At 59.8% G+C, this 20317-nt stretch carries 20 protein-coding genes; 16 read left to right on the top strand and 4 right to left on the bottom strand.

Features of this window, described 5'->3' with window-relative positions; translation table 11 throughout:
* Positions 1–92 precede the first annotated feature (92 nt).
* Positions 93–1403 (top strand): MFS transporter, encoded by a 1311-nt coding sequence (locus ACE04F_RS25555; protein ID WP_305496032.1) that lies wholly within the window; start codon positions 93–95, stop codon positions 1401–1403.
* Between the two features lie 60 nt (positions 1404–1463).
* Complete coding sequence (locus ACE04F_RS25560; protein ID WP_013693986.1) at positions 1464–2267, top strand: IclR family transcriptional regulator; 804 nt, start codon at positions 1464–1466, stop codon at positions 2265–2267.
* 86 nt (positions 2268–2353) lie between these two features.
* On the opposite strand, the gene ACE04F_RS25565 is transcribed toward ACE04F_RS25560, so the two are convergent.
* The gene (locus ACE04F_RS25565; protein WP_486110441.1) at positions 2354–4018 is read right to left on the bottom strand and encodes an electron transfer flavoprotein-ubiquinone oxidoreductase; all 1665 of its coding nucleotides are present in this window, start codon (positions 4016–4018) and stop codon (positions 2354–2356) included.
* A gap of 547 nt (positions 4019–4565) precedes the next feature.
* Between ACE04F_RS25565 and ACE04F_RS25570 the strand changes: the two genes are divergently transcribed.
* From ACE04F_RS25570 to ACE04F_RS25620, 11 genes are all read left to right on the top strand, one after another.
* On the top strand, positions 4566–5315 hold the full coding sequence (locus ACE04F_RS25570) for an electron transfer flavoprotein subunit beta/FixA family protein (RefSeq protein ID WP_007908338.1): 750 nt from the start codon (positions 4566–4568) through the stop codon (positions 5313–5315).
* Positions 5316–5317: 2 nt separating this feature from the next.
* Positions 5318–6247, top strand: a complete 930-nt coding sequence (locus ACE04F_RS25575) for an electron transfer flavoprotein subunit alpha/FixB family protein (RefSeq protein WP_486110442.1) — start codon at positions 5318–5320, stop codon at positions 6245–6247.
* 75 nt (positions 6248–6322) lie between these two features.
* Positions 6323–7147 carry a substrate-binding periplasmic protein gene (locus tag ACE04F_RS25580; protein ID WP_486110443.1) on the top strand — a complete coding sequence of 275 codons (825 nt, stop codon included), beginning with the start codon at positions 6323–6325 and terminating at the stop codon, positions 7145–7147.
* Positions 7148–7156: 9 nt separating this feature from the next.
* On the top strand, positions 7157–7516 hold the full coding sequence (locus tag ACE04F_RS25585; RefSeq protein WP_486110444.1) for a DUF4398 domain-containing protein: 360 nt from the start codon (positions 7157–7159) through the stop codon (positions 7514–7516).
* Positions 7513–8322: an OmpA family protein gene (locus tag ACE04F_RS25590; protein WP_434569332.1), complete on the top strand. Its 810-nt coding sequence runs from the start codon at positions 7513–7515 to the stop codon at positions 8320–8322. The genes ACE04F_RS25585 and ACE04F_RS25590 overlap by 4 nt, the downstream gene beginning before the upstream one ends.
* Before the next feature lie 200 nt (positions 8323–8522).
* On the top strand, positions 8523–9965 hold the full coding sequence (locus ACE04F_RS25595) for an aminotransferase-like domain-containing protein (protein WP_305496026.1): 1443 nt from the start codon (positions 8523–8525) through the stop codon (positions 9963–9965).
* A gap of 84 nt (positions 9966–10049) precedes the next feature.
* Entirely contained in the window at positions 10050–10523 is a 474-nt protein-coding gene (locus ACE04F_RS25600) for a translation initiation factor 2 (protein ID WP_434569331.1), read from the top strand.
* A gap of 149 nt (positions 10524–10672) precedes the next feature.
* Entirely contained in the window at positions 10673–10927 is a 255-nt protein-coding gene (locus ACE04F_RS25605) for a YkgJ family cysteine cluster protein (RefSeq protein WP_486110445.1), read from the top strand.
* Positions 10928–10966: 39 nt separating this feature from the next.
* The gene (locus ACE04F_RS25610; protein WP_486110446.1) at positions 10967–11575 is read left to right on the top strand and encodes an START domain-containing protein; all 609 of its coding nucleotides are present in this window, start codon (positions 10967–10969) and stop codon (positions 11573–11575) included.
* A gap of 138 nt (positions 11576–11713) precedes the next feature.
* Positions 11714–11950, top strand: a complete 237-nt coding sequence (locus ACE04F_RS25615; protein ID WP_434653173.1) for a hypothetical protein — start codon at positions 11714–11716, stop codon at positions 11948–11950.
* Between the two features lie 203 nt (positions 11951–12153).
* Positions 12154–12495 (top strand): ribonuclease E inhibitor RraB, encoded by a 342-nt coding sequence (locus tag ACE04F_RS25620; protein WP_249875613.1) that lies wholly within the window; start codon positions 12154–12156, stop codon positions 12493–12495.
* A 107-nt stretch (positions 12496–12602) separates the two neighbouring features.
* On the opposite strand, the gene ACE04F_RS25625 is transcribed toward ACE04F_RS25620, so the two are convergent.
* On the bottom strand, positions 12603–13415 hold the full coding sequence (locus ACE04F_RS25625) for a c-type cytochrome (RefSeq protein WP_486110447.1): 813 nt from the start codon (positions 13413–13415) through the stop codon (positions 12603–12605).
* Between the two features lie 603 nt (positions 13416–14018).
* On the opposite strand from ACE04F_RS25625, the gene ACE04F_RS25630 reads away from it, so the two are divergent.
* The 3 genes from ACE04F_RS25630 (at position 14019) to ACE04F_RS25640 (ending at position 18214) form a co-directional block, all read left to right on the top strand.
* Positions 14019–15224 carry an acetyl-CoA C-acetyltransferase gene (locus ACE04F_RS25630; protein ID WP_486110448.1) on the top strand — a complete coding sequence of 402 codons (1206 nt, stop codon included), beginning with the start codon at positions 14019–14021 and terminating at the stop codon, positions 15222–15224.
* A gap of 25 nt (positions 15225–15249) precedes the next feature.
* A complete protein-coding gene (locus tag ACE04F_RS25635) occupies positions 15250–17394 on the top strand; it encodes a 3-hydroxyacyl-CoA dehydrogenase NAD-binding domain-containing protein (protein ID WP_486110449.1) in 2145 nt (714 codons plus the stop codon).
* A gap of 85 nt (positions 17395–17479) precedes the next feature.
* Complete coding sequence (locus ACE04F_RS25640) at positions 17480–18214, top strand: amidotransferase (protein WP_486110450.1); 735 nt, start codon at positions 17480–17482, stop codon at positions 18212–18214.
* Between the two features lie 91 nt (positions 18215–18305).
* On the opposite strand, the gene ACE04F_RS25645 is transcribed toward ACE04F_RS25640, so the two are convergent.
* Together ACE04F_RS25645 and ACE04F_RS25650 are read right to left on the bottom strand one after the other, a co-directional pair.
* Complete coding sequence (locus ACE04F_RS25645) at positions 18306–19277, bottom strand: magnesium and cobalt transport protein CorA (protein ID WP_486110451.1); 972 nt, start codon at positions 19275–19277, stop codon at positions 18306–18308.
* A 135-nt stretch (positions 19278–19412) separates the two neighbouring features.
* Positions 19413–20135, bottom strand: coding sequence for a lysophospholipid acyltransferase family protein (locus tag ACE04F_RS25650; protein WP_486110452.1), 723 nt, complete (start codon positions 20133–20135; stop codon positions 19413–19415).
* Between the last annotated feature and the right edge of the window lie 182 nt (positions 20136–20317).

The following is a 20317-nucleotide window of genomic DNA, read 5'->3' on the forward strand; positions in this document are numbered from 1 at the left end:
GCGAGCAGGCTCGCTCCCACATTTGATCTCCTTATGCTGGAGATCTTTCTCGATGCGCCCGTTCTCAATAAACATAAAAAGAGGCACCTCACATGCAAGCGCACACCCTGAGCGCGCAGGCGTCGTTGGTGACGCCCAGCCGCAAGCGTTTTTTCATCATGGTCCTGCTGTTCATCACCGTGGTGATCAATTACCTGGACCGCAGCAACCTCTCGATTGCCGCGCCCGCACTGACCAGCGAACTGGGGATCGATCCGATCCATGTCGGGCTGATTTTCTCGGCGTTCGGCTGGACCTACGCCGCCATGCAGATTCCCGGTGGCTGGTTGGTGGACCGGGTGCCACCACGCATCCTTTATAGCGTGGCGTTGTTGCTGTGGTCGGTGGCCACGGTGATGCTCGGTTTCGCTGCCAGCTTCATCGCGCTGTTTGTCCTGCGCATGGCCGTCGGCGCCCTGGAAGCGCCGGCTTATCCGATCAACAGCCGCGTAGTCACCACTTGGTTTCCCGAGCGTGAACGGGCCACGGCGATCGGTTTTTATACGTCCGGGCAATTTGTCGGCCTGGCTTTCCTGACGCCGGTCCTGGCCTGGCTGCAGCATGCCTTCGGCTGGCATATGGTGTTCGTCGTGACCGGTGCTGTCGGTATTCTCTGGGCGGTGATCTGGTACGCGGTGTATCGCGAGCCGCGGGATTTCAAAGGCGCCAACGCCGCTGAAATCGAGCTGATCCGCGAAGGCGGCGGGCTGGTGGATATCCAGGCCGAGACGGCCAAGGCCAAGGCAAAATTCAGCTGGACCGACCTTGGGATCGTCCTGACCCAACGCAAGCTCTGGGGAATTTACCTGGGCCAGTTCTGCCTCAACTCCACGCTGTGGTTTTTCCTGACGTGGTTTCCGACCTATCTGGTGAAATATCGCGGCATGGACTTCATCAAGTCTGGCTTGCTGGCGTCGCTGCCGTTCCTCGCGGCATTTGTCGGCGTGCTGTGTTCCGGTTTCTTCTCCGACTGGCTGATCCGTCGCGGCGCCACAGTGGGGTTCGCGCGCAAGCTGCCGATCATCGGTGGTCTGTTGATTTCCACGGCAATCATCGGCGCCAATTTCGTCGAGTCGACGCCGTTGGTGATTGCATTCCTGGCCCTGGCCTTTTTCGGCAACGGCCTGGCGTCGATCACCTGGTCGCTGGTATCGACTCTGGCGCCGGCACGGCTGTTGGGGTTGACCGGTGGGGTGTTCAATTTCATCGGCAACCTGGCGGCCATCGCCACGCCGATCGTCATTGGTTTTCTCGCCAGCGGCGATTCGTTTGCCCCGGCGATTACCTACATCGCCGTGCTGGCGTTGATTGGCGCGCTGTCCTACATCCTGCTGGTCGGGAAAGTCGAGCGCATCGAGTTGTAGTCCCGAGGGGCGGGCGACCATAATGCCGCCCGTTCCCCCGCTCATTGTGAAAGGCCGGATATGCAGCAAGACGATCCAAAAATCACCAAGGACGCCGCGCCTACCGGCACCCAGACATTGCTGCGTGGCCTGGGCGTGGTCCAGGCGGTCGCCAGCGGCGCCCGTGACTTGAAGGAAATCGCCCGGCTGATCGGCACCACCCGCAGCACCACCCATCGCCTCGCCAGTTGCCTGGTGGACGAGCGTTATCTGCGCGTGGTGCCGCAAGTGGGCTATCTGCTGGGGCCGAAGCTGATCGAGCTGGGTTTCCAGGCGCGGGAAGAACTGCCGTTGGTGAGCCTGGCGGGGCCGTACCTGGACGAGCTGTCGGCGCTCACCGGAGACACCGTCCACCTGGCGATTCGCGAGGGCGACGAGGTCCTGTACCTGTTGAAGAATCCGGGCCGCAACGGACCGGAAATGCGCTCCCGGGTGGGCCACCGCATGCCACTCGCGCGCACCGGGATCGGCAAGGCGCTGATGCTCGATGATTCTCAGGAACAGTGGAAAAGACTGTACGAAATCAGCCTTCCGGCGGGTGGGAAAAATCAGTTCTGGCCGCAGCATCAGGAACAGTCCTGGGAGCAGTTCCAGCAACGAATGGTGGAGTACGTAGCAGGCGGCTATGCCTTCGACCTCGAAGACAACGAACCGTCGATTCGTTGCGTGGCAGCGCCGATCCGCGACGCTGGCAAGCGTATCGTCGCCGGCATAAGCATCGCCAGCACCGTGCCGTACATGCCGCTGGAAAAGATGGCCGAGCTGATTCCCCTGGTCAAAGGCGTCACCGCGCGGCTGTCGGCGGAGCTGGGCGCCAAGGTCTGACGGCCGTCATGCATGGTGCTGGTGTTTTTTGACGGCAGGCAACAAAAAGGCCCCCATTCGGGGGCCTTGATGTTCAGCAAATCGGCTTACATGTTCGGGTAAGTCGGCCCACCGGCGCCTTCCGGCGTGACCCAGGTGATGTTCTGTGCAGGGTCTTTGATGTCGCAGGTCTTGCAGTGAACGCAGTTCTGGGCGTTGATCTGGAAGCGCTTCTCACCGTCTTCCTTGGTGATCACTTCGTACACGCCGGCCGGGCAGTAGCGCTGGGCCGGTTCGTCGTACAGCGGCAGGTTCTTGCCGATCGGGATGCTCGGATCGGTCAGCTTCAGGTGGCAAGGCTGTTCTTCTTCATGGTTGGTACCGGAGATGAACACCGAGCTGAGCTTGTCGAAACTGATCTTGCCGTCCGGTTTCGGATAGTCGATCTTCTTGCAATCGGCGGCCAGCTTCAGGCAGGCATAGTCCGGCTTGGTATCGCGCAGGGTGAACGGAATCTTGCCGCCGAAGATGTTCTGGTCGAGCCAGTTGAAGCCGCCGCCGACGATCGCGCCGTATTTGTGGATCGCTGCGCCGAAGTTACGGCTGGCGAACAATTCTTCGTACAACCAGCTGCTCTTGAAGCCATCGACATAGGCGGTCAGTTCGTCACCGCCTTCGGACTCGGCGAACAGACGATCGGCCACTGCTTCGGCGGCGAGCATGCCGGATTTCATCGCGGTGTGGCTGCCCTTGATCTTGGCGAAGTTCAGGGTGCCGAGGTCGCAACCGATCAGCGCACCGCCCTTAAAGACCATTTTCGGCAACGAATTCAGGCCGCCCTTGGCAATGGCGCGAGCACCGTAACTGACGCGCTTGCCACCTTCCAGGTACTGCTTGAGCACCGGATGATGCTTGAGGCGCTGGAACTCGTCGAATGGAGAGAGGAAGGTATTGCTGTAGGACAGGTCGACGATCAGACCGACCACCACCTGGTTGTTTTCCAGGTGATAAAGGAACGAGCCGCCGGTGTTTTCGGTGCCCATGATGTCCAGCGGCCAACCGGCGGTGTGCACCACCAGGCCAGGCTGATGCTTGGCCGGGTCGATTTCCCAGATCTCTTTCAGACCGATGCCGTAGTGCTGGGTGTCGGCCTCGCTGTCCAGGTTGAAGCGCTTGATCAGTTGCTTGCCGATGTGACCACGGCAGCCTTCGGCGAACAGCGTGTACTTGCCACGCAGTTCCATGCCGGGGGTATAGAGGCCTTCCTTCGGGTTGCCTTCACGGTCGACACCCAGGTCGCCGGTGATGATGCCGCGAACCACGCCGTTTTCGTCGAACAGTGCTTCCTGGGCAGCGAAGCCGGGGTAGATTTCCACGCCCAGGTTCTCGGCCTGCTGGGCCAGCCAGCGGCACAGGTTGCCCAGGGAAATAATATAGTTGCCTTCGTTGTGCATGGTCTTGGGCACAAAGAAGTCGGGGATTTTGCTTGCCGCCTCGGCGTTTCGCAGGACATAAATGTCATCGCGCGCGACGGGCGTGTTCAACGGCGCGCCGAGTTCTTTCCAGTCCGGGAACAGTTCGTTCAGGGCGCGCGGTTCGAACACCGCGCCGGAAAGAATGTGCGCACCGACTTCGGAGCCTTTTTCGACCACGCAGACGCTGATTTCCTTACCGGCTTCGGCGGCCTTCTGTTTCAGTCGGCAAGCGGCAGACAGGCCAGCGGGGCCGGCACCGACGATGACCACGTCGAATTCCATGTATTCGCGTTCCACAGGCTATCTCCTACTCAAGGCTCAACAGTTTTTTCTAATTGGAGGTTTGGCGTTGCATCCGTTATTTCCTTCGCCGAGCGACGAAAGCGACAATGGATGACCCGCGCTTCTCTCTCTGAGCGGCGCATTATATCTACACCACTCTTGGGGTCCAATACAAACGTTCGTTTGAAATTGCCGCAGCCCAGATAAATCACTGACGTACGGCTTATGACCGACCATTTTGCCGTATTGACCGGAATAGGCGTTCCGGTCAAGATACGGGCGGTTTTGCGCTCGCCGTAGGCTGACTGTTGGTTCCAAGAGCACCTCTAAAGACAGGGCGAAGGCAGCACAAAGTGACGAGTTGCGTGGTTCGGACGCGCAGTTTACACGCCGCGATAATGAATGACTCATCGGTCATCACTGACGAATGGTCTTCACTCCCGTGAGCAGGGTCATGTGTGATTCATGCCGGCGTTTTTAGAGGTGCCCTTGCGCCCCATGATCATCAACCGCCAGGTTCGCCCAGGCGACTTTCTTTTCACCGGAGAGTAACGAGGAATCCATGAAGGTTCTTGTAGCTGTCAAACGAGTGGTCGACTATAACGTCAAGGTTCGCGTCAAAGCGGACAACTCCGGCGTCGACCTCGCCAACGTCAAGATGTCGATGAACCCATTCTGCGAAATCGCCGTAGAAGAAGCCGTACGCCTGAAGGAAAAAGGCGTTGCGACCGAGATCGTCGTCGTCTCCATCGGCCCGACCACCGCCCAGGAGCAACTGCGCACCGCGCTGGCGCTGGGTGCCGATCGCGCCATCCTCGTCGAATCCGCCGAAGACCTGACTTCCCTGGCCGTTGCCAAGTTGTTGAAAGCCGTTGTCGACAAGGAACAGCCACAGCTGGTGATCCTCGGCAAACAGGCCATCGACAGCGACAACAACCAGACAGGCCAGATGCTTGCTGCGTTGAGCGGCTACGGCCAGGGCACCTTCGCTTCGAAAGTCGAAGTGTCCGGCGACAGCGTTGCCGTGACTCGCGAAATCGATGGCGGCGCGCAGACGGTTTCCCTGAAACTGCCGGCCATTGTCACCACCGACCTGCGTTTGAACGAGCCGCGTTATGCGTCCCTGCCAAACATCATGAAAGCCAAGAAGAAGCCGCTTGAAGTGCTGACTCCGGATGCTTTGGGCGTTTCCACCGCCTCCACCAACAAGACCCTGAAGGTCGAAGCGCCGGCTGCACGCAGCGCGGGCATCAAGGTCAAGTCGGTGGCTGAACTGGTCGAGAAATTGAAAAACGAAGCGAAGGTAATCTGACTATGACTATCTTGGTAATCGCCGAACACGACAACAAGGCGCTGGCTCCGGCCACGCTGAACACCGTTGCTGCAGCCGCCAAAATCGGTGGCGATGTGCACGTATTGGTGGCCGGGCAGGGCGCAAGTGCCGTTGCCGAAGCTGCTGCCAAAATTGCCGGCGTGGCAAAAGTGCTGTCGGCCGACAACGCCGCCTATGCAAACCAGCTGCCGGAAAACGTTGCTCCGCTCGTCGCCGAGCTGGGCAAGGGCTATAGCCACATCCTGGCTGCCGCTACCTCCAACGGCAAGAACATCCTGCCGCGCGTGGCTGCCGCACTGGACGTCGACCAGATATCCGAAATCATCTCGGTAGAAAGCGCCGATACCTTCAAGCGCCCGATCTACGCCGGCAACGCCATCGCCACCGTACAATCGACCGCTGCGATCAAGGTCATCACCGTGCGCGCCACCGGTTTCGACCCGGTTGCCGCCGAAGGTGGCTCGGCTGCCGTTGAAGCAGTAGGCGCTGCTCATGACGCCGGCATCTCCAGCTTCGTCAACGAAGAACTGGCGAAATCCGATCGTCCTGAGCTGACCGCTGCCAAGATCGTCGTTTCCGGCGGTCGCGGCATGCAGAACGGTGACAACTTCAAGCACCTGTACGCCCTGGCCGACAAGCTGGGCGCTGCCGTCGGCGCTTCCCGCGCCGCGGTCGACGCAGGTTTTGTGCCCAACGACATGCAGGTCGGCCAGACCGGCAAGATCGTTGCGCCACAGCTGTACATCGCCGTCGGTATCTCTGGCGCGATCCAGCACCTGGCCGGCATGAAAGACTCCAAGGTGATCGTTGCGATCAACAAGGACGAAGAAGCGCCGATCTTCCAGGTGGCCGATTATGGCCTGGTGGCTGACCTGTTCGAAGCCATCCCCGAGCTGGAGAAGCTGGTCTAATCCGGCGTCTTCACTTATAAAGAGCCCGGCCTTTGGCCGGGTTTTTTTATTTCTGCTTCCGGGGAGCGTAGCGCCATGGATCTTCGCCGTTTGGCCGGTTGGTCGTTGTTGGGGGCATTGGCTTGCATGCCTGGCCTGTCTGTCGCCGCTGGCAAATGTGAGCGCCTGGTCGCCACCGGCAGCCCCGATGCGCCGCCTTATCTTTGGCAAGATCCTCAGGACCCCAAGCACCTGATCGGCGCCGGCGCCGAACTGCTGGAGCAGGTGGCGCAGGCGCTGGGGATCAAGATCGAGCTGCTCTACGCCGGCAAGCGTGCCCAGGCATTGGACGAGGTGCGCAGCGGGCGCATGGACCTGCTCACCGATGCTCCGCTGACCACGAACGGGCTGGAAAGCCTCGATTACGTGCACCCGGCCTTGCTGGAAAATGATTACCTGGTCTGGACTCGCAAGGATTCGACGTTGCTCATCACCCGGCCCGAGGATCTTCACGGACATCCCGGAGCCTTGTCGGAGAAGGCCCGAATGACCCAGGGATTCAGCGTCTTTGCCGAGCAGAATCTAACCCTGACCCGGACACCCAACCTGACCCAGGCCTTTCAGAAATTGCTCCTGGGTGAGGTGGAATATGTTCTGGCTGGGCGCTACTCCGGCATGGCGATGGCGCAGACATTAGGGATGGCCAACGATCTGCAGGCTGCACCGCAACCGGTGGATAAACCGGGATTGTTCCTCGCGGTTTCCCATAACTCCGCCTGTAACGACCCATGGTTGCGCGGACAGCTGGCGCAAAAGATGACAGAATTGGCCGCGTCCGGCCTGACGGAGGCTGTGTTACAGCGCAATCTGGAGCGTTGGAGAACACAGTTGCAACCACCTGTCAGCGCCCCAAAACAGTAGGGAACATTAGTGACTATTCGACCTCTTTTCGCTGCCCTGGCCGTTCTGGCTCTGGCGGGTTGCGCAGCCGATCCGGCGCCGAATGAACAGCTGCGCCTGACTGAGCAGGCCATCGAGCAGGCCCGTGCGGTGGGCGCCACCGCCGACGAAGTGCCTGAACTGAAACTCGCCGAAGAAAAATTCGCCCGCGCCAAAAGCAACATGGCCGACGAATCCTACAAGAAGGCCCGCATGCGCGCCGAGCAGGCCGAGCTGGACGCGCGCCTGGCCGAAGCGAAGGTGCTCAGTCTCAAGCGCCAGGAGCAGTTGAACGTGCTCGATACTCGAATCAAGCGCTTGCGCAAACAGTTGAGGGATGATGCCCAATGAAGCCGTCCCATGTATGTGGCAGCCTGGTCCTCGCGGGCCTCGCCAGTTTGTATGGCTGCGCCGGCCAGCGTAGCGAGGCGGCACTGGAACAGGCCAGCGCCAGCTTCCAGAAGGTCAAGGAAGACGCCAATGTGTTGCGCGCCGCGCCCAAGGATGTCATCCGCGCCGGCGAGTCCCTGGCCCGGGCCGATCGCCTGTCCAGCTATTGGGGCAGCGGCGAGGATGTTCAGCATTACGCCTATTTGAGCCAACGCTACAGCGAGATCGCGCGGGAACACAGCAATCAGTTGCTCAACGAAGAGCGCGCCGCGAAGCTTGAGCTGGAACGCCAGCGCCTGCAATTGGCCTTGCGCGAATCCAAGTTGCTGAGCGTCCAGCAGCAAGGCAAGTGGCTGGAAGAACAGATTATGGCGATGGCCACCACCCAGACTGATCGCGGCCTGGTGATGACCCTGGGTGACGTGCTGTTCGACACCGGCGAAGCGGAACTGAAAAACTCGGCCAACCGCGTGGTGCTCAAGATCGTGCAGTTCCTGCAGCTCAATCCCAAGCGCGTGGTGCGAATCGAGGGCTATACCGATAGCACTGGCGGCAAGCAGGAGAACCTCAAGCTGTCCCGTGACCGCGCGCAGGCGGTGGCGGACGTGCTGGTGGACCTGGGGATCGATGAAAAGCGCATCCAGGTCGAAGGCTACGGCGATCAATACCCGGTGGACGTCAACGCTTCCGAGCGTGGCCGGGCCCAGAATCGTCGTGTGGAAATCGTCTTTTCCGACGAGAAAGGCCAGCTCGGCGCCGCCCGCTGAGGGGTGCGTCACTGGAAAACCCGGCCCCTGCCAAGGCGCCGGGTTTTTTTGCGCCTGGAGATCGTGAAGAAAAGGGTACAGTTTGGGGTGTCACTGCACTGTGCTGTCAAGTAATCTGGCAACTGTCCCAGTACACTTCTAAACTGTTCCGGTAATATTTCCCACAAGAATAAAATGCCCGTGAAATCGAGTGCTGCGTCATGACCAACCTCCTGCTCTATCAACGTATTGCTCAACAGCTGGCTGAAGATATCCGGCGTGGTGTGTATCAGCCCGGCGAACGCGTGCCTTCGGTGCGCAAGATGAGTTCGCAGCTCAACGTCAGTCATGCCACTGTGTTGCAGGCCTATGCCAACCTGGAAGACCAGGGGCTGATCCGGGCGCGGCCGCAGTCGGGTTATTACGTGCACCAGACGCCGGCCCTCACCGCGCCGACGCCGGACATCGCCCGGGTCGAGCGCCCCGGCCTGGTGACGCGCAGCAGCATCATCCAGCAGGTGTTGGTCGAGTCGCGCCGTGAGGGAGTCTTTCCGCTGGGGGCGGCGGTGCCGAGCGTCGATTATCTGCCAGTGCGCGCTTTGCACCAGCAGTTAGCCAAGGTCACACGGTTTCACAGCCCGCGGGCTTTCAGCTACATGTTCAGCCCGGGCTTCGAGCCGTTGCGACGCCAGGTGGCGATTCGCATGCGCGACGCCGGGGTCGTGGTCGATCCCTCCGAAGTGGTGATTACCCACGGCTGCGTTGATGCATTACAGATGTCGCTGCGCGTGCTGACTCGGCCGGGCGACCTGATCGCCGCCGAGTCGCCGACCTATTACGGTTTGCTGCAGCTGGCGGACCTATTGGGGCTCAAGGTAATCGAGATCCCCAGCGATCCGGTCACCGGCATGAGCCTTGAAGCCCTGCAGCTGGCGGCCAACCAATGGTCGATCAAGGCATTGGTCCTGACTACGCGCCTGAGCAATCCCCTCGGCGGCACGATGCCCGAGGAGCGGCAAAAGCAACTGCTGCGCCTGGCGTCGGACTTCGACATTCAAATTGTCGAGGACGACATCTACGGCGAACTGATGTTCGAGCAGGGGCGTACCAAGGCACTCAAGGCGTACGACCGCCTGGATCGGGTGATCTACTGCTCGAGTTTTTCCAAGACCTTGTCGCCGGGTGTGCGCATCGGCTGGATGATCGCCGGCAAGTTCCAGCAAGAGATCCAGCGGCTGCAAACGTTCAGCACTCATTCGGCGTGCAGCGTCACGCAGATGGGCATCGCGGCGTACCTGGAAAACGGCGGCTACGACCGGCACCTGCGCTACATTCGCCAGGAGTACCGCAAGAACCTCAGCGCCTTTCAACTGGCCGTGCAGCAGTATTTTCCCGAAGGCACGCAAATGAGCCGTCCTACCGGGGGGTTCATCCTTTGGGTCAGCCTGCCGGGACGGGTCAATACCCAGGAGTTGCACGTGCGGGCGCTGCAGCAGGGCATCAGCATCGCCCCCGGGCTGATCTTCAGTAACACCGAGCAGTTCAACCATTGCATCCGTCTGAACTGCGGCACCCCCTGGAACCGCGAGGCAGAGCGGGCCCTGATGACGCTGGGGCTGTTGGCCACCCAGCTGTGCCAGGAGACCGCGAGCGGGCTCCTTTAAATTCAAGCGCTTGGATGGACAAGCTTGTCAGCGCTTGATTAACAGGCGAGCATGGGGCTTGTGTCGTAACTGCCATCGAGTCCAATGAAAGCCATTGTCCCTGCCGTCTGGGTTTTGCTTGGCCTGTTGACTGCCTTCCATTCAGGAGGCGTCGTGGCGGCTGCGGCGCAGGAAAAACCCGCGGCCAGTGCGACGAAAAATCCTGGCAAGGCACCCGCAGCGGTGAAAAAAGCCCCCGCGAAGAAAGCCGCGAATACCAGGAAAAAACGTGCCCCCGTCGCCTCCAAAAGCAAATCCGCTCGCGAGATTGCCAAGACCCGCCTGCCACCGGCGAAGCTCGATTTAAGCTTGCCTAATGAAATGGTCGAGGAGCTGAAGCCCCCGGGGACTGTGCCGCTGCCCAAGCGTGAGCCGTTGTTGCCGCCCATGTTCGGCGATAAGCCTGGGCCGTTCCAACTCAACGGGCGTTTGCTGAGCAACGAAATGCAGCTGCCGTTGCGCAACCAGGAGCGCAACGAAGTGGAAGGCGCAGCGCTGGAGTTCGAATTCAAGCAGTAGGCATTCATTGCGCCTGCAACTCGTCACTGACTACCCGGTCATCGCTTTGTGAACGAAAAAACTCCCGTGCGGTAATTTAAAACGATCGTTTTAGCCGTTACTCTCTGTCCTGTTATCAACCATTAACCTGCCGTGAGGACGTTGTCGTCATGAAATGCCGCGAGGGCTGTGGCGCCTGCTGCATCGCCCCCTCCATCAGCTCACCCATCCCAGGGATGCCTCAAGGCAAGCCGGCGGGCGAGCGTTGCGTGCAGTTGTCGATCGACAACCTGTGTCAGATATTCGGCCGGGCCGATCGCCCGGCGGTGTGCTCCGCCTTTGAGGCTGACATCGAGGTCTGTGGCGACAGCAGCGAAGAAGCCATCCGCCTGATCGGTTGGTGGGAGCAAGTCACGGCAGCGTAATGCGTCAAGATCGGAACTTCGAAAACAAGGAAAACAATTATGGGTTCGCTGCATCGTATGGCTGTGTTGTGTGGTTTGACCGTTTTGTTGGCGACGGCTACAGCCCAGGCTGAGGATTGGCAGGTTGCCAAGGAAAAGGAAGGTATCAAGGTTTCACTCAGTGAGGTCCCTGGCTCCAAGTACAAGGCCTACCAAGGCGTGACCGTCATGAAGACCACCATGGCGAAGTTGCGCGCCTTGCAGGAGGACGTATCAGGCGCCTGTGCCTGGATTCATGAATGCAAGAGTCAGAAATTGCTCAAGCACGAGGCCGACAAGAGCTGGACCTACAGTCAGTTCAACACGCCATGGCCGGTCACGCCCCGTGACTCTGTGCTGGAAGTCACTACCGTCGAAGGCGCGGATGGCAGCCTGACCCGCAACCTCAAGGGCGTGCCCACTTACGCTCCTGAAGAAAAAGGCTTCGTGCGAGTGACAAAGGTCGAGGGCTTCTGGAAGTTCACTCCCAAGGGCGCGGATCAGGTCGAGGTGATTTACCAGGTCCATACCGAGCCGGGGGGCGACGTTCCGTCCTGGCTGGCTAACAAGTTCGTGGTGGATGCGCCGTTCAATACCCTGAAAGCGTTGAAAGAACGCGCCGAAAAATAGCCCTGGTCACTCTGAGAAAAACCGCCCTTGAGGCGGTTTTTTCGTATGTGCCGTCAACGAACTCAGCGGAACGATTGTTTCGCCGCCAATGTCGAGATAGAGGTAAGCCAGGCCATTCCATCAAGCAAGGAGACACTGATGCAAAAGTGGGAAATCACCTTCGTTGACGATCACGGCGAAACGATCGCCGAGCAGTTTGATTACGCCCAGGAGCCCACGATGGAACAGGCTGCACAACTGATTCGGGAAAAGCTGGTGCCTCTCTCGAAAGAGCTGGACCTCAACGATCTGGAAGGCCGCACCGACGACCCCACAGTCAAGAGCCTGAAGACCCAGAACAGCATCGAAATCATCAGCATTAAACCGGTTTCATGAAATTCATTGTCTGGTCCCGCTTGGCAGTCGCACTGACTTGACGCTACTCTGCAATCGAGATCAGCGAAAGGATCGCCAAGGTCCGGTCTTGTCAGCTACATGCTTGTGTCCCGACGGTCATTTGATGCCGTATCGCTTGCAACAGCAGGTTGCATGCACGGGAAGACGGAAAGTCTATCCATCGGTTCTGAGGAGGACGTTTCATGAGCACAGCCTATCAAGAAGACATCAGCACCAGCGTATTGCGCCGCATGAAAGAAGGCGGTTTCGATTTCTCCCAATTCCATCCCATCGAGTTCTACGCCATTTTTCCCGACGAGGAACGGGCGCGCAGGGCGGCAGGCCAATTTCGGGGAGAATCGTTGAATGCGCAGATCAGCGCTCGGGAAGATGGCGCCTGGTCACTGGAACTGAGCCGGGTGATGTACGCCACTTATGACGATATCGGCGACTTCGAACTGAATTTCGAGGCGGTGGTGGAGCCACTCGGTGGCATCATTGAAGGGTGGGGCGTCAAGCAGGAGATCCGTCGCCTGCAGGCCTGATACTTACTCTTTGCAGCACAGCAACGGCTGACCTTTGTGTCGGCCGTTTTCATGTCTGGCGGTTCCACGACTGACATGCATGCCCGATGGTCATTGGCAATCAAGCTTTAATGGCTCAACTGCTGCTTGCGCCCGGCCATATGCTTCAAGTATCCCACCAGCAAATCAAGCTCCGCATCCGGCAGCACCGCCGCCGAGAACCCCGGCATCTTCCCTTGAGGCCAGCGCCGAAGGCTCTGCGGATCCCGTATGTAACGCTTGAGAAAATCCCCCGAGAAGTACTCGGTTGGATTGAAGGGAATGTTCAGGTCCGGGCCGAACTGGGCGTCGCCTGCTCCGTTGAGGCGGTGGCAGGCCAGGCAGTTTTTCTGGAACAGCGCAAAACCCTGGTTGATCGGGTCGTCCTTGGCCAGGCCTGGGGCGGGCAGCAGGGCAGGGAAGCGCTCGGCCACCGCAGACAGGCGCTTGATGCTCGCCAGCGCGTAGGGCCACTGTTCGGGGCTGATATGTCCCGCCTGGGGATCGGTCCAGACCAAGTAAAAGGGCCCGGCACTGCGCTTGCCCTCACCCAGCGACGGCCAGGGGGCGGTGGGGTCTTCGATCGCCAGCCACGCACGGGCGCCACTCTGGTTGAGCAACGGTGCAGCGGGCATTTCGGCGGCAAAGCCATCCAGCGCCACGGCCTGCAAATGCTCATCCGGCTGGACGCCGGTCAACAACGCCGTGAGAGGTACGGCGCGATAGCTCATGGGTTTCTTGTAGGAAACGTCTTCATTGATCCGGACCGTTCGAGCTTCAGGATGCTTGAGCAGTTCCTCGGTTTGCCAGGTGCGTGCCTGCGTGCCCAATTCCAATACGAGCTGCGCGGCAAATAAAGGCGTGCTGAGCAGCAGCGCCCCGATCACGATGAGAGCTTTCAAATGAATCGCCTTCCATGTCGAGAGGGAAGCGCAAAGGGTGGCACAGCCACCGTCGCTTGAACAACGACCCTCGTGCATTTGCTGGCGATGGCACCACGCGCCGGACTCAGCCGATGACCTTGGTGATATTCGGCAAAATCAACAGCAGCGTAGTGGCAAAGAGAATGAGTCCGGCTTGACGAACTTTCGAATGTTTGAACATGGCTGACCCGCCTTTTTTGTTATTTCCTGAGGCCAGCCTGCGTAGCTCCGTGGCGGCTGGCGTTGCACTTCCTGTTTGAAACTGGCTGACAAGCGCCTCGGCAAAACCCGACGATTCTCTTGTACAGGGTTTACATTAGGGGCCGCAGCCGCGTTGGCTTAGATCCAATTCGTATGAGTTTGAAGCTGATAGCTATTAAACAAGCATGAGGCCTATTGCCAGCTACTTGCCGGCCCTTTTGCTAGACAGCTTGCTTACCTGAAACGGTTAACCCGATAGCACGCTACCGTTCGTCTGAGCGTGGCTGTCAATGCCGTTGAGCGCTGGGGTCATTGAATTCGGCGCCGCTGGGCTTAAGGTTGGAGGTGTTCGCATTACGTCGATGATGGTTCGAGGATGTCATGACCCAAGCTTTGATTTTCGATGCATTACGCACGCCCCGCGGCAAGGGCAAGGCCGATGGCGCCCTGTACACCGTCAAGCCGGTGAACCTGGTCGCCGGCCTGCTCGAAGCGTTGCGCCAGCGCATGGACCTGGACACCCGTCATGTCGATGACATTGTCCTCGGCTGCGTGACTCCGGTAGGCGACCAAGGTGCCGACATTGCCAAGACGGCGGCCCTGGTGGCCGGCTGGGACGTCAGCGTGGCGGGCGTGCAACTCAACCGTTTCTGCGCCTCGGGCCTTGAGGCGGTGAACCTGGCGGCGATGAAAGTGCGCTCCGGCTTCGAGGACCTGGTGGTGGCCGGTGGCGTGGAGTCCATGTCGCGGGTACCGATGGGCAGCGACGGAGGCGCGTGGGCACTGGACCCACAATCGAACCTGCAGGGGCATTTTGTCCCCCAAGGCATTGGCGCGGACCTGATCGCTACCCTGGAAGGCTTCAATCGCGAAGATGTCGATACCTTCGCACTGCAATCCCAGCGCAAGGCCGCACGGGCCCGGGACGCCGGATCGTTCGCCAAATCCCTGGTGGCGGTGCGGGACCAGAATGGCATCGTGCTGCTGGACCACGACGAATTCATCCGTGGCGACTCGACCCTTGAAGGGCTGGGCAAGCTTCGGCCGAGTTTCGAGGCGATGGGCCAGATGGGCTTCGACGCGACGGCGTTGCGTGTCTACAGCCATGTCGAACGAATCAACCATGTGCACACCCCGGGCAACAGCTCGGGCATCGTCGACGGCGCGGCGCTGATGCTGATCGGCACCGACGCGAAAGGACGCGAGCTGGGCCTGGAGCCCCGGGCGCGAATCGTCGCCACTGCGGTCACCAGCACCGAGCCGACCATCATGCTCACTGGCCCGGCCCCGGCCACCCGCAAGGCCTTGGCGAAGGCCGGGTTGCGGGTGGAAGACATCGATCTGTTCGAGGTCAACGAAGCCTTCGCCTCGGTGGTGCTCAAATTCATCCAGGACATGGCCATTGATCCGGCAAAGGTGAATGTCAACGGCGGTTCCATCGCCATGGGGCACCCACTGGGTGCCACCGGGTGCGCAATTCTTGGCTCTTTGCTCGATGAGCTGGAGGCGCGTCGCCTGCGTTACGGCCTGGCGACGCTGTGTGTCGGCGGCGGAATGGGCATCGCCACCATCATCGAACGCCTCTGAGCCCCGACATGAAGGAACACTTTTGATGACCGAAGCCATTCGTTACGAAACCGGCCAGGACCGGATCGTTCTCCTGACCCTGGACATGCCGGGGCAGAGCAGCAATACCATGAACGCGACCTATCGCGAGGCGATGGCCGCCTGTGTGGCGCGTCTGTTGGCCGAAAAAGATTCGATCGCCGGGGTGATCATCACCTCGGCCAAGAAAACCTTTTTTGCCGGTGGCGACTTGAACGAGCTGGTCAGGGTCGACCCGTCCGAGGCCCAGGCGTTCTATCAGAGGGTCCTGGGGCTGAAAGCGCAACTGCGCGCCCTCGAAACCCTCGGTGTACCCGTCGTCGCGGCGATCAATGGTGCGGCCTTGGGCGGCGGTTGGGAAATCTGCCTGGCGTGTCATCATCGCGTCGCGCTGGACCATCCATCGGTGCAGATCGGCTTGCCGGAGGTCACCCTCGGCTTGCTGCCGGGCGGTGGCGGTGTGGTGCGGATGGTGCGGATGCTGGGTCTGGAAAAGGCCTTGCCGTATCTGCTCGAGGGCAAGCGGCTCGACCCGCAGCAGGCGTTGCAGGCCGGCTTGATCGATGAGCTGGCGGCGGATCGTGACGAGTTGCTGGCCAAGTCCCGAGCCTGGATTCTCGCCCATCCGGGTGCGCTCCAACCTTGGGATATGAAGGGCTATCGGCTTCCAGGCGGGACCCCGTCCGACCCGAAAGTCGCCCAGATGTTGGCGATCGCGCCTTCGATCCTGCGCAACAAGACCCAGGGCTGCCTGCCGGCGCCGGAAAAGATTCTCTGCGCCGCAGTAGAAGGCGCCCAGGTGGGATTTGACGCGGCGCATCTGATCGAGACGCGCTATTTCACCGAACTCGCCACGGGACAAGTGGCGAAGAACCTCATCGGCACCTTCTGGTTTCAACTCAACGAGATCAAGGCCGGCCGATCCCGCCCACAGGGTGTTGCGCCTTATCTGACAAAAAAAGTCGGCGTGCTCGGCGCCGGGATGATGGGCGCCGGTATCGCCTGCGTCAGCGCGCTGGCCGGCATCGACGTGGTGCTCAAGGACATCGACCTGGCCGCCGCACAGAAGGGCAAGGCACGCTCGGCGGCGTTGCTGGACAAAAAAGTCGCGCGCGGCCAACTCACGGAGGGACAACGCGACGCCACGCTGGCGCGGATTCACCCTGCCGACAACGATGCCGAGCTGGCCGGTTGCGACCTGATCATCGAGGCCGTCTTCGAAGACCGTTCCCTTAAAGCCAAAGTGTCGGCAGCAGCCCAAGCGGCAGCGGGGCCTGATGCGGTGATCGCTTCCAACACTTCGACCCTGCCCATCACCAGCCTGGCCGAGGCGGTGCCGAACGCGAGCAAATTCATCGGGCTGCATTTCTTCAGCCCGGTGGAAAAAATGCCGCTGGTGGAAATCATCAAGGGGGCCGGGACCAGTGACCAAACCCTGGCGCGGGCGTTCGATTTTGCCCGGCAGATCGACAAGACGCCCATCGTGGTCAACGACAGCCGTGGTTTTTTCACTTCGCGGGTGTTTGGCACCTTCATCAACGAAGGTATCGCGATGCTCGGCGAGGGCGTGAGTGCGCCGATGATCGAAACCGAAGCGCGCAAAGCCGGGATGCCGGTCGGGCCCCTGGCTGTTTCTGACGAAGTTTCCCTAGGTTTGATGAGCCATATCCGCGCTCAAACCGCCAAAGACCTGCACGCAGAAGGAAAAGCGCCGACAGAGCATCCCGCATTCGCCGTGATCGACCTGCTGCTTGATGAGTACAAACGCCCAGGCAAAGCAGCCGGAGCCGGTTTTTATGACTATCCAGCCCAAGGGCAGAAGCATCTCTGGCCGGAGCTCAAGAGCCGTTTCGAGAAAGCCGATGGGCAAATTCCCGCGCAGGATATCCGCGATCGCCTGCTGTTCATCCAGGCCCTGGAAACTGTTCGCTGCGTAGAAGAAGGCGTCGTCACTTCGACGCCGGATGCCAATGTCGGCTCGGTATTCGGCATCGGCTTCGCGGCCTGGACAGGAGGGACGTTGCAGTTCATCAACCAGTACGGTTTGCCGGCATTTATTGCTCGCGCCCAGTACCTGGCCGAGCAGTATGGCGAACGTTTCTCACCGCCGGCCCTGTTGCTGGAAAAAGCCGCCAGCCGGGCGACGTTCTGACGAGGAGGGGGCTTGCCTTGGAGCGGTGTTTCAAGGCAGGCTCTGGGGGTGTGCAATATTCCCATCATCGTGTCAGGTATTTTTTATGTCGTTACGCATCTGCATTCTGGAAACCGATATCCTGCGTCCGGAACTGGTCGAGCAATATCAGGGTTACGGGCAGATGTTCCAGCGCCTGTTTTCGCAACAGCCCATTGCGGCCGAATTTGTCGTGTACAACGTGGTAGAAGGGCAATACCCCAGCGATGACGAGCAATTCGACGCCTACCTGGTGACCGGCAGCAAGGCCGACTCCTTTGGCAGCGACCCGTGGATCCAGACGCTCAAGATCTATCTGATGGACCGCTACCAGCGTGGCGACAAGCTGCTGGGCGTCTGCTTTGGTCATCAGTTGCTGGCCTTGTTGCTGGGCGGCAAGACCGAGCGCGCCAGCCAGGGATGGGGTGTTGGCACCCATCGTTACAAACTCGCGGCAAAGGCGCCCTGGATGAGCCCGGTGATGGAGGAACTGACCTTGTTGATCAGTCATCAGGACCAGGTCACCGAGCTGCCGGAAAATGCCACGGTCATCGCCTCAAGCGATTTCTGCCCGTTCGCGGCCTATCACATCAATGATCAGGTCCTGTGCTTCCAGGGCCACCCGGAATTCATCCATGATTATTCCCGGGCCTTGCTGGAAATTCGCCAGCAACACCTCGGCGAGCAGATCTACAGCCAGGGCGTGGCGAGCCTTGAACAGGAACATCACGGCACGACGGTAGCGGAGTGGATGATGCGTTTCGTCGCCCACAAACCCCAAGCAGAAGCCGCCCAAGGCTGACATATCCGGGCATCCCACACTTGATCAGCAGATCGAATGTGGGAGCGAGCCTGCTCGCGAAGAAGGCCACGCAAATCCCACCGGCAAATCCCTACAACCATCCCGATCGCTTGAAACTCGCCCACAACGCCGTACACCCCACCCCAATGAACCCGAGCACCAGGAAATACCCGTAGTGCCAGGTCAACTCCGGCATGTTTTCGAAGTTCATCCCATAGATCCCGGCCACCGCGGTCGGAAACGCCAGGATCGCCGCCCACGCTGCGAACTTGCGTTGCACCACGCTCTGGCGCGAGGCTTCCAGCAATACGCCGATCTCGATGGTCTGGCTGGCAATGTCCGCCAGCGTCGCCAGGTCTTCCATCTGCCGGGTAACATGAATCTGCACATCGCGGAAATACGGGCTCATGTTTTTGTCGATGAACGGAAAATCCAGGCGCTGCAGCTCCTCGCTGATTTCCACCATAGGTGCCGCATAACGACGCAGGCGTAGCACGTCGCGGCGCAGACTGTGCAGGTTCTGAATATCGCGCTCGTTCAAGGCGCTGCACAGTACGTTGCGCTCCAGTTCATCGATCTCGGTGTGGATGGCTTCGCCGACGGGCTGGTAGTTCTCGATGACGAAATCGAGGATCGCGTAGAGGACAAAATCCTCCCCATGCTCGAGCAAAATGGGACGCGCCTCACAGCGCTGCCGGACATGTGCGTAGGACGCCGAGTGGCCGTTGCGAGCGGTGATGATGTAGCCCTTGCCGGCGAAGATATGGGTTTCGATGAATTGCAGCTTGCCGTTCTCGCGTACCGGCGAATAGGTGACGATGAACAGCGCATCGCCAAACGTCTCCAGTTTGGGACGGCTATGCTTCTCCATGGCGTCTTCAATTGCCAGTTCATGCAGGTTGAACTGGCGTTGCAGGTTGGTCAGTTCCAGCGTGCTGGGCTCTTCGAGGCCGATCCAGACGAAATGTCCGGGTTTTGCAGCCCAGGCGCTGCCTTCGTCGAGGGTGATATTGGTGACTTTCTTACCGGCGCTGTAAACCGCAGCAGCAACGACTCTACCCATGATGATGGTTCGCTTCTTCTTGGAAATTGGCAGTGGCAGGCAACGTGCAGCTTAGCGCGCCATGGTCTTTGAGAGTCAGCAAAATGCGCCGAGTTCGCTGCAAAAGAAAACCCGCCGTGAAGGCGGGTTTCTTGTTTATGCGACGCGCAGTTGCCGGTCCATTGTCTCGATGCATTCACGCATCTGTTCGCGACATTGGGCGATGAGGCGGGGCATGTCATCCATGCTCAAGCCGGCGGTAGGAATGGCTGGCAACGAACGAATGGAAATCTCACCGGCGTGCCAGCGATTCAGGCGCATATGCTTGATATAAGTGCTGACGCACACCGGGATAATCGGCACCCCGGCGGCAATCGCCATCTGGAACGCGCCTTTCTTGAAGGGCAACAGGTCTTCCCCCAAATTGCGCGTCCCTTCCGGGAATACCCAGATGGACGTGTTTTCATGCTGCAGCGTGTGGGTGGTGGCCAGCATCGATTTGCGCGCCTTGATCGCATTGCCGCGATCAATCAACACGTTGCCCGCCAGCCAGAACAGCTGGCCGAACAACGGCACCCACTTCAGGCTCTTCTTGCCAATGCACACGGTACGACGTGGCACCACGTTACCGAACACGAAAAGATCGTAGTTGGACTGATGATTGGCAATGATCACGCAGCCGTGATTCTTGTTGACCAGCGTGTCGACCTCAGCCTTGACCCGCAGGCGTAGAAACCACATTGCAGGCAGCGCGTACAACCTGGCGCATAAACGACTGTTGTCAGGATTAAACGGCCGGCACACACCCAGCACCACGCCCAGCACACCTGCCAGAACAAAATGCAGGCCCATCAAACACATGCGCAGTGCAAACAACATCAACAGGCCCCATCGGGACAAAAGGTGGCGCAGTGTACGGATGTGCACTACTTTCGGCAATTGCGCCTGTAGAGGGAGGAGATAGACGATGTTTAAGCGTATGTTTCTAAACGGCGCGTAGGAAGCGGGATAGAGCGGTTACCGATTCCTCAGTAGTTTCCATGGGAAACTCCACCGGTCCC

Source organism: Pseudomonas sp. AGC41, assembly GCF_057334555.1.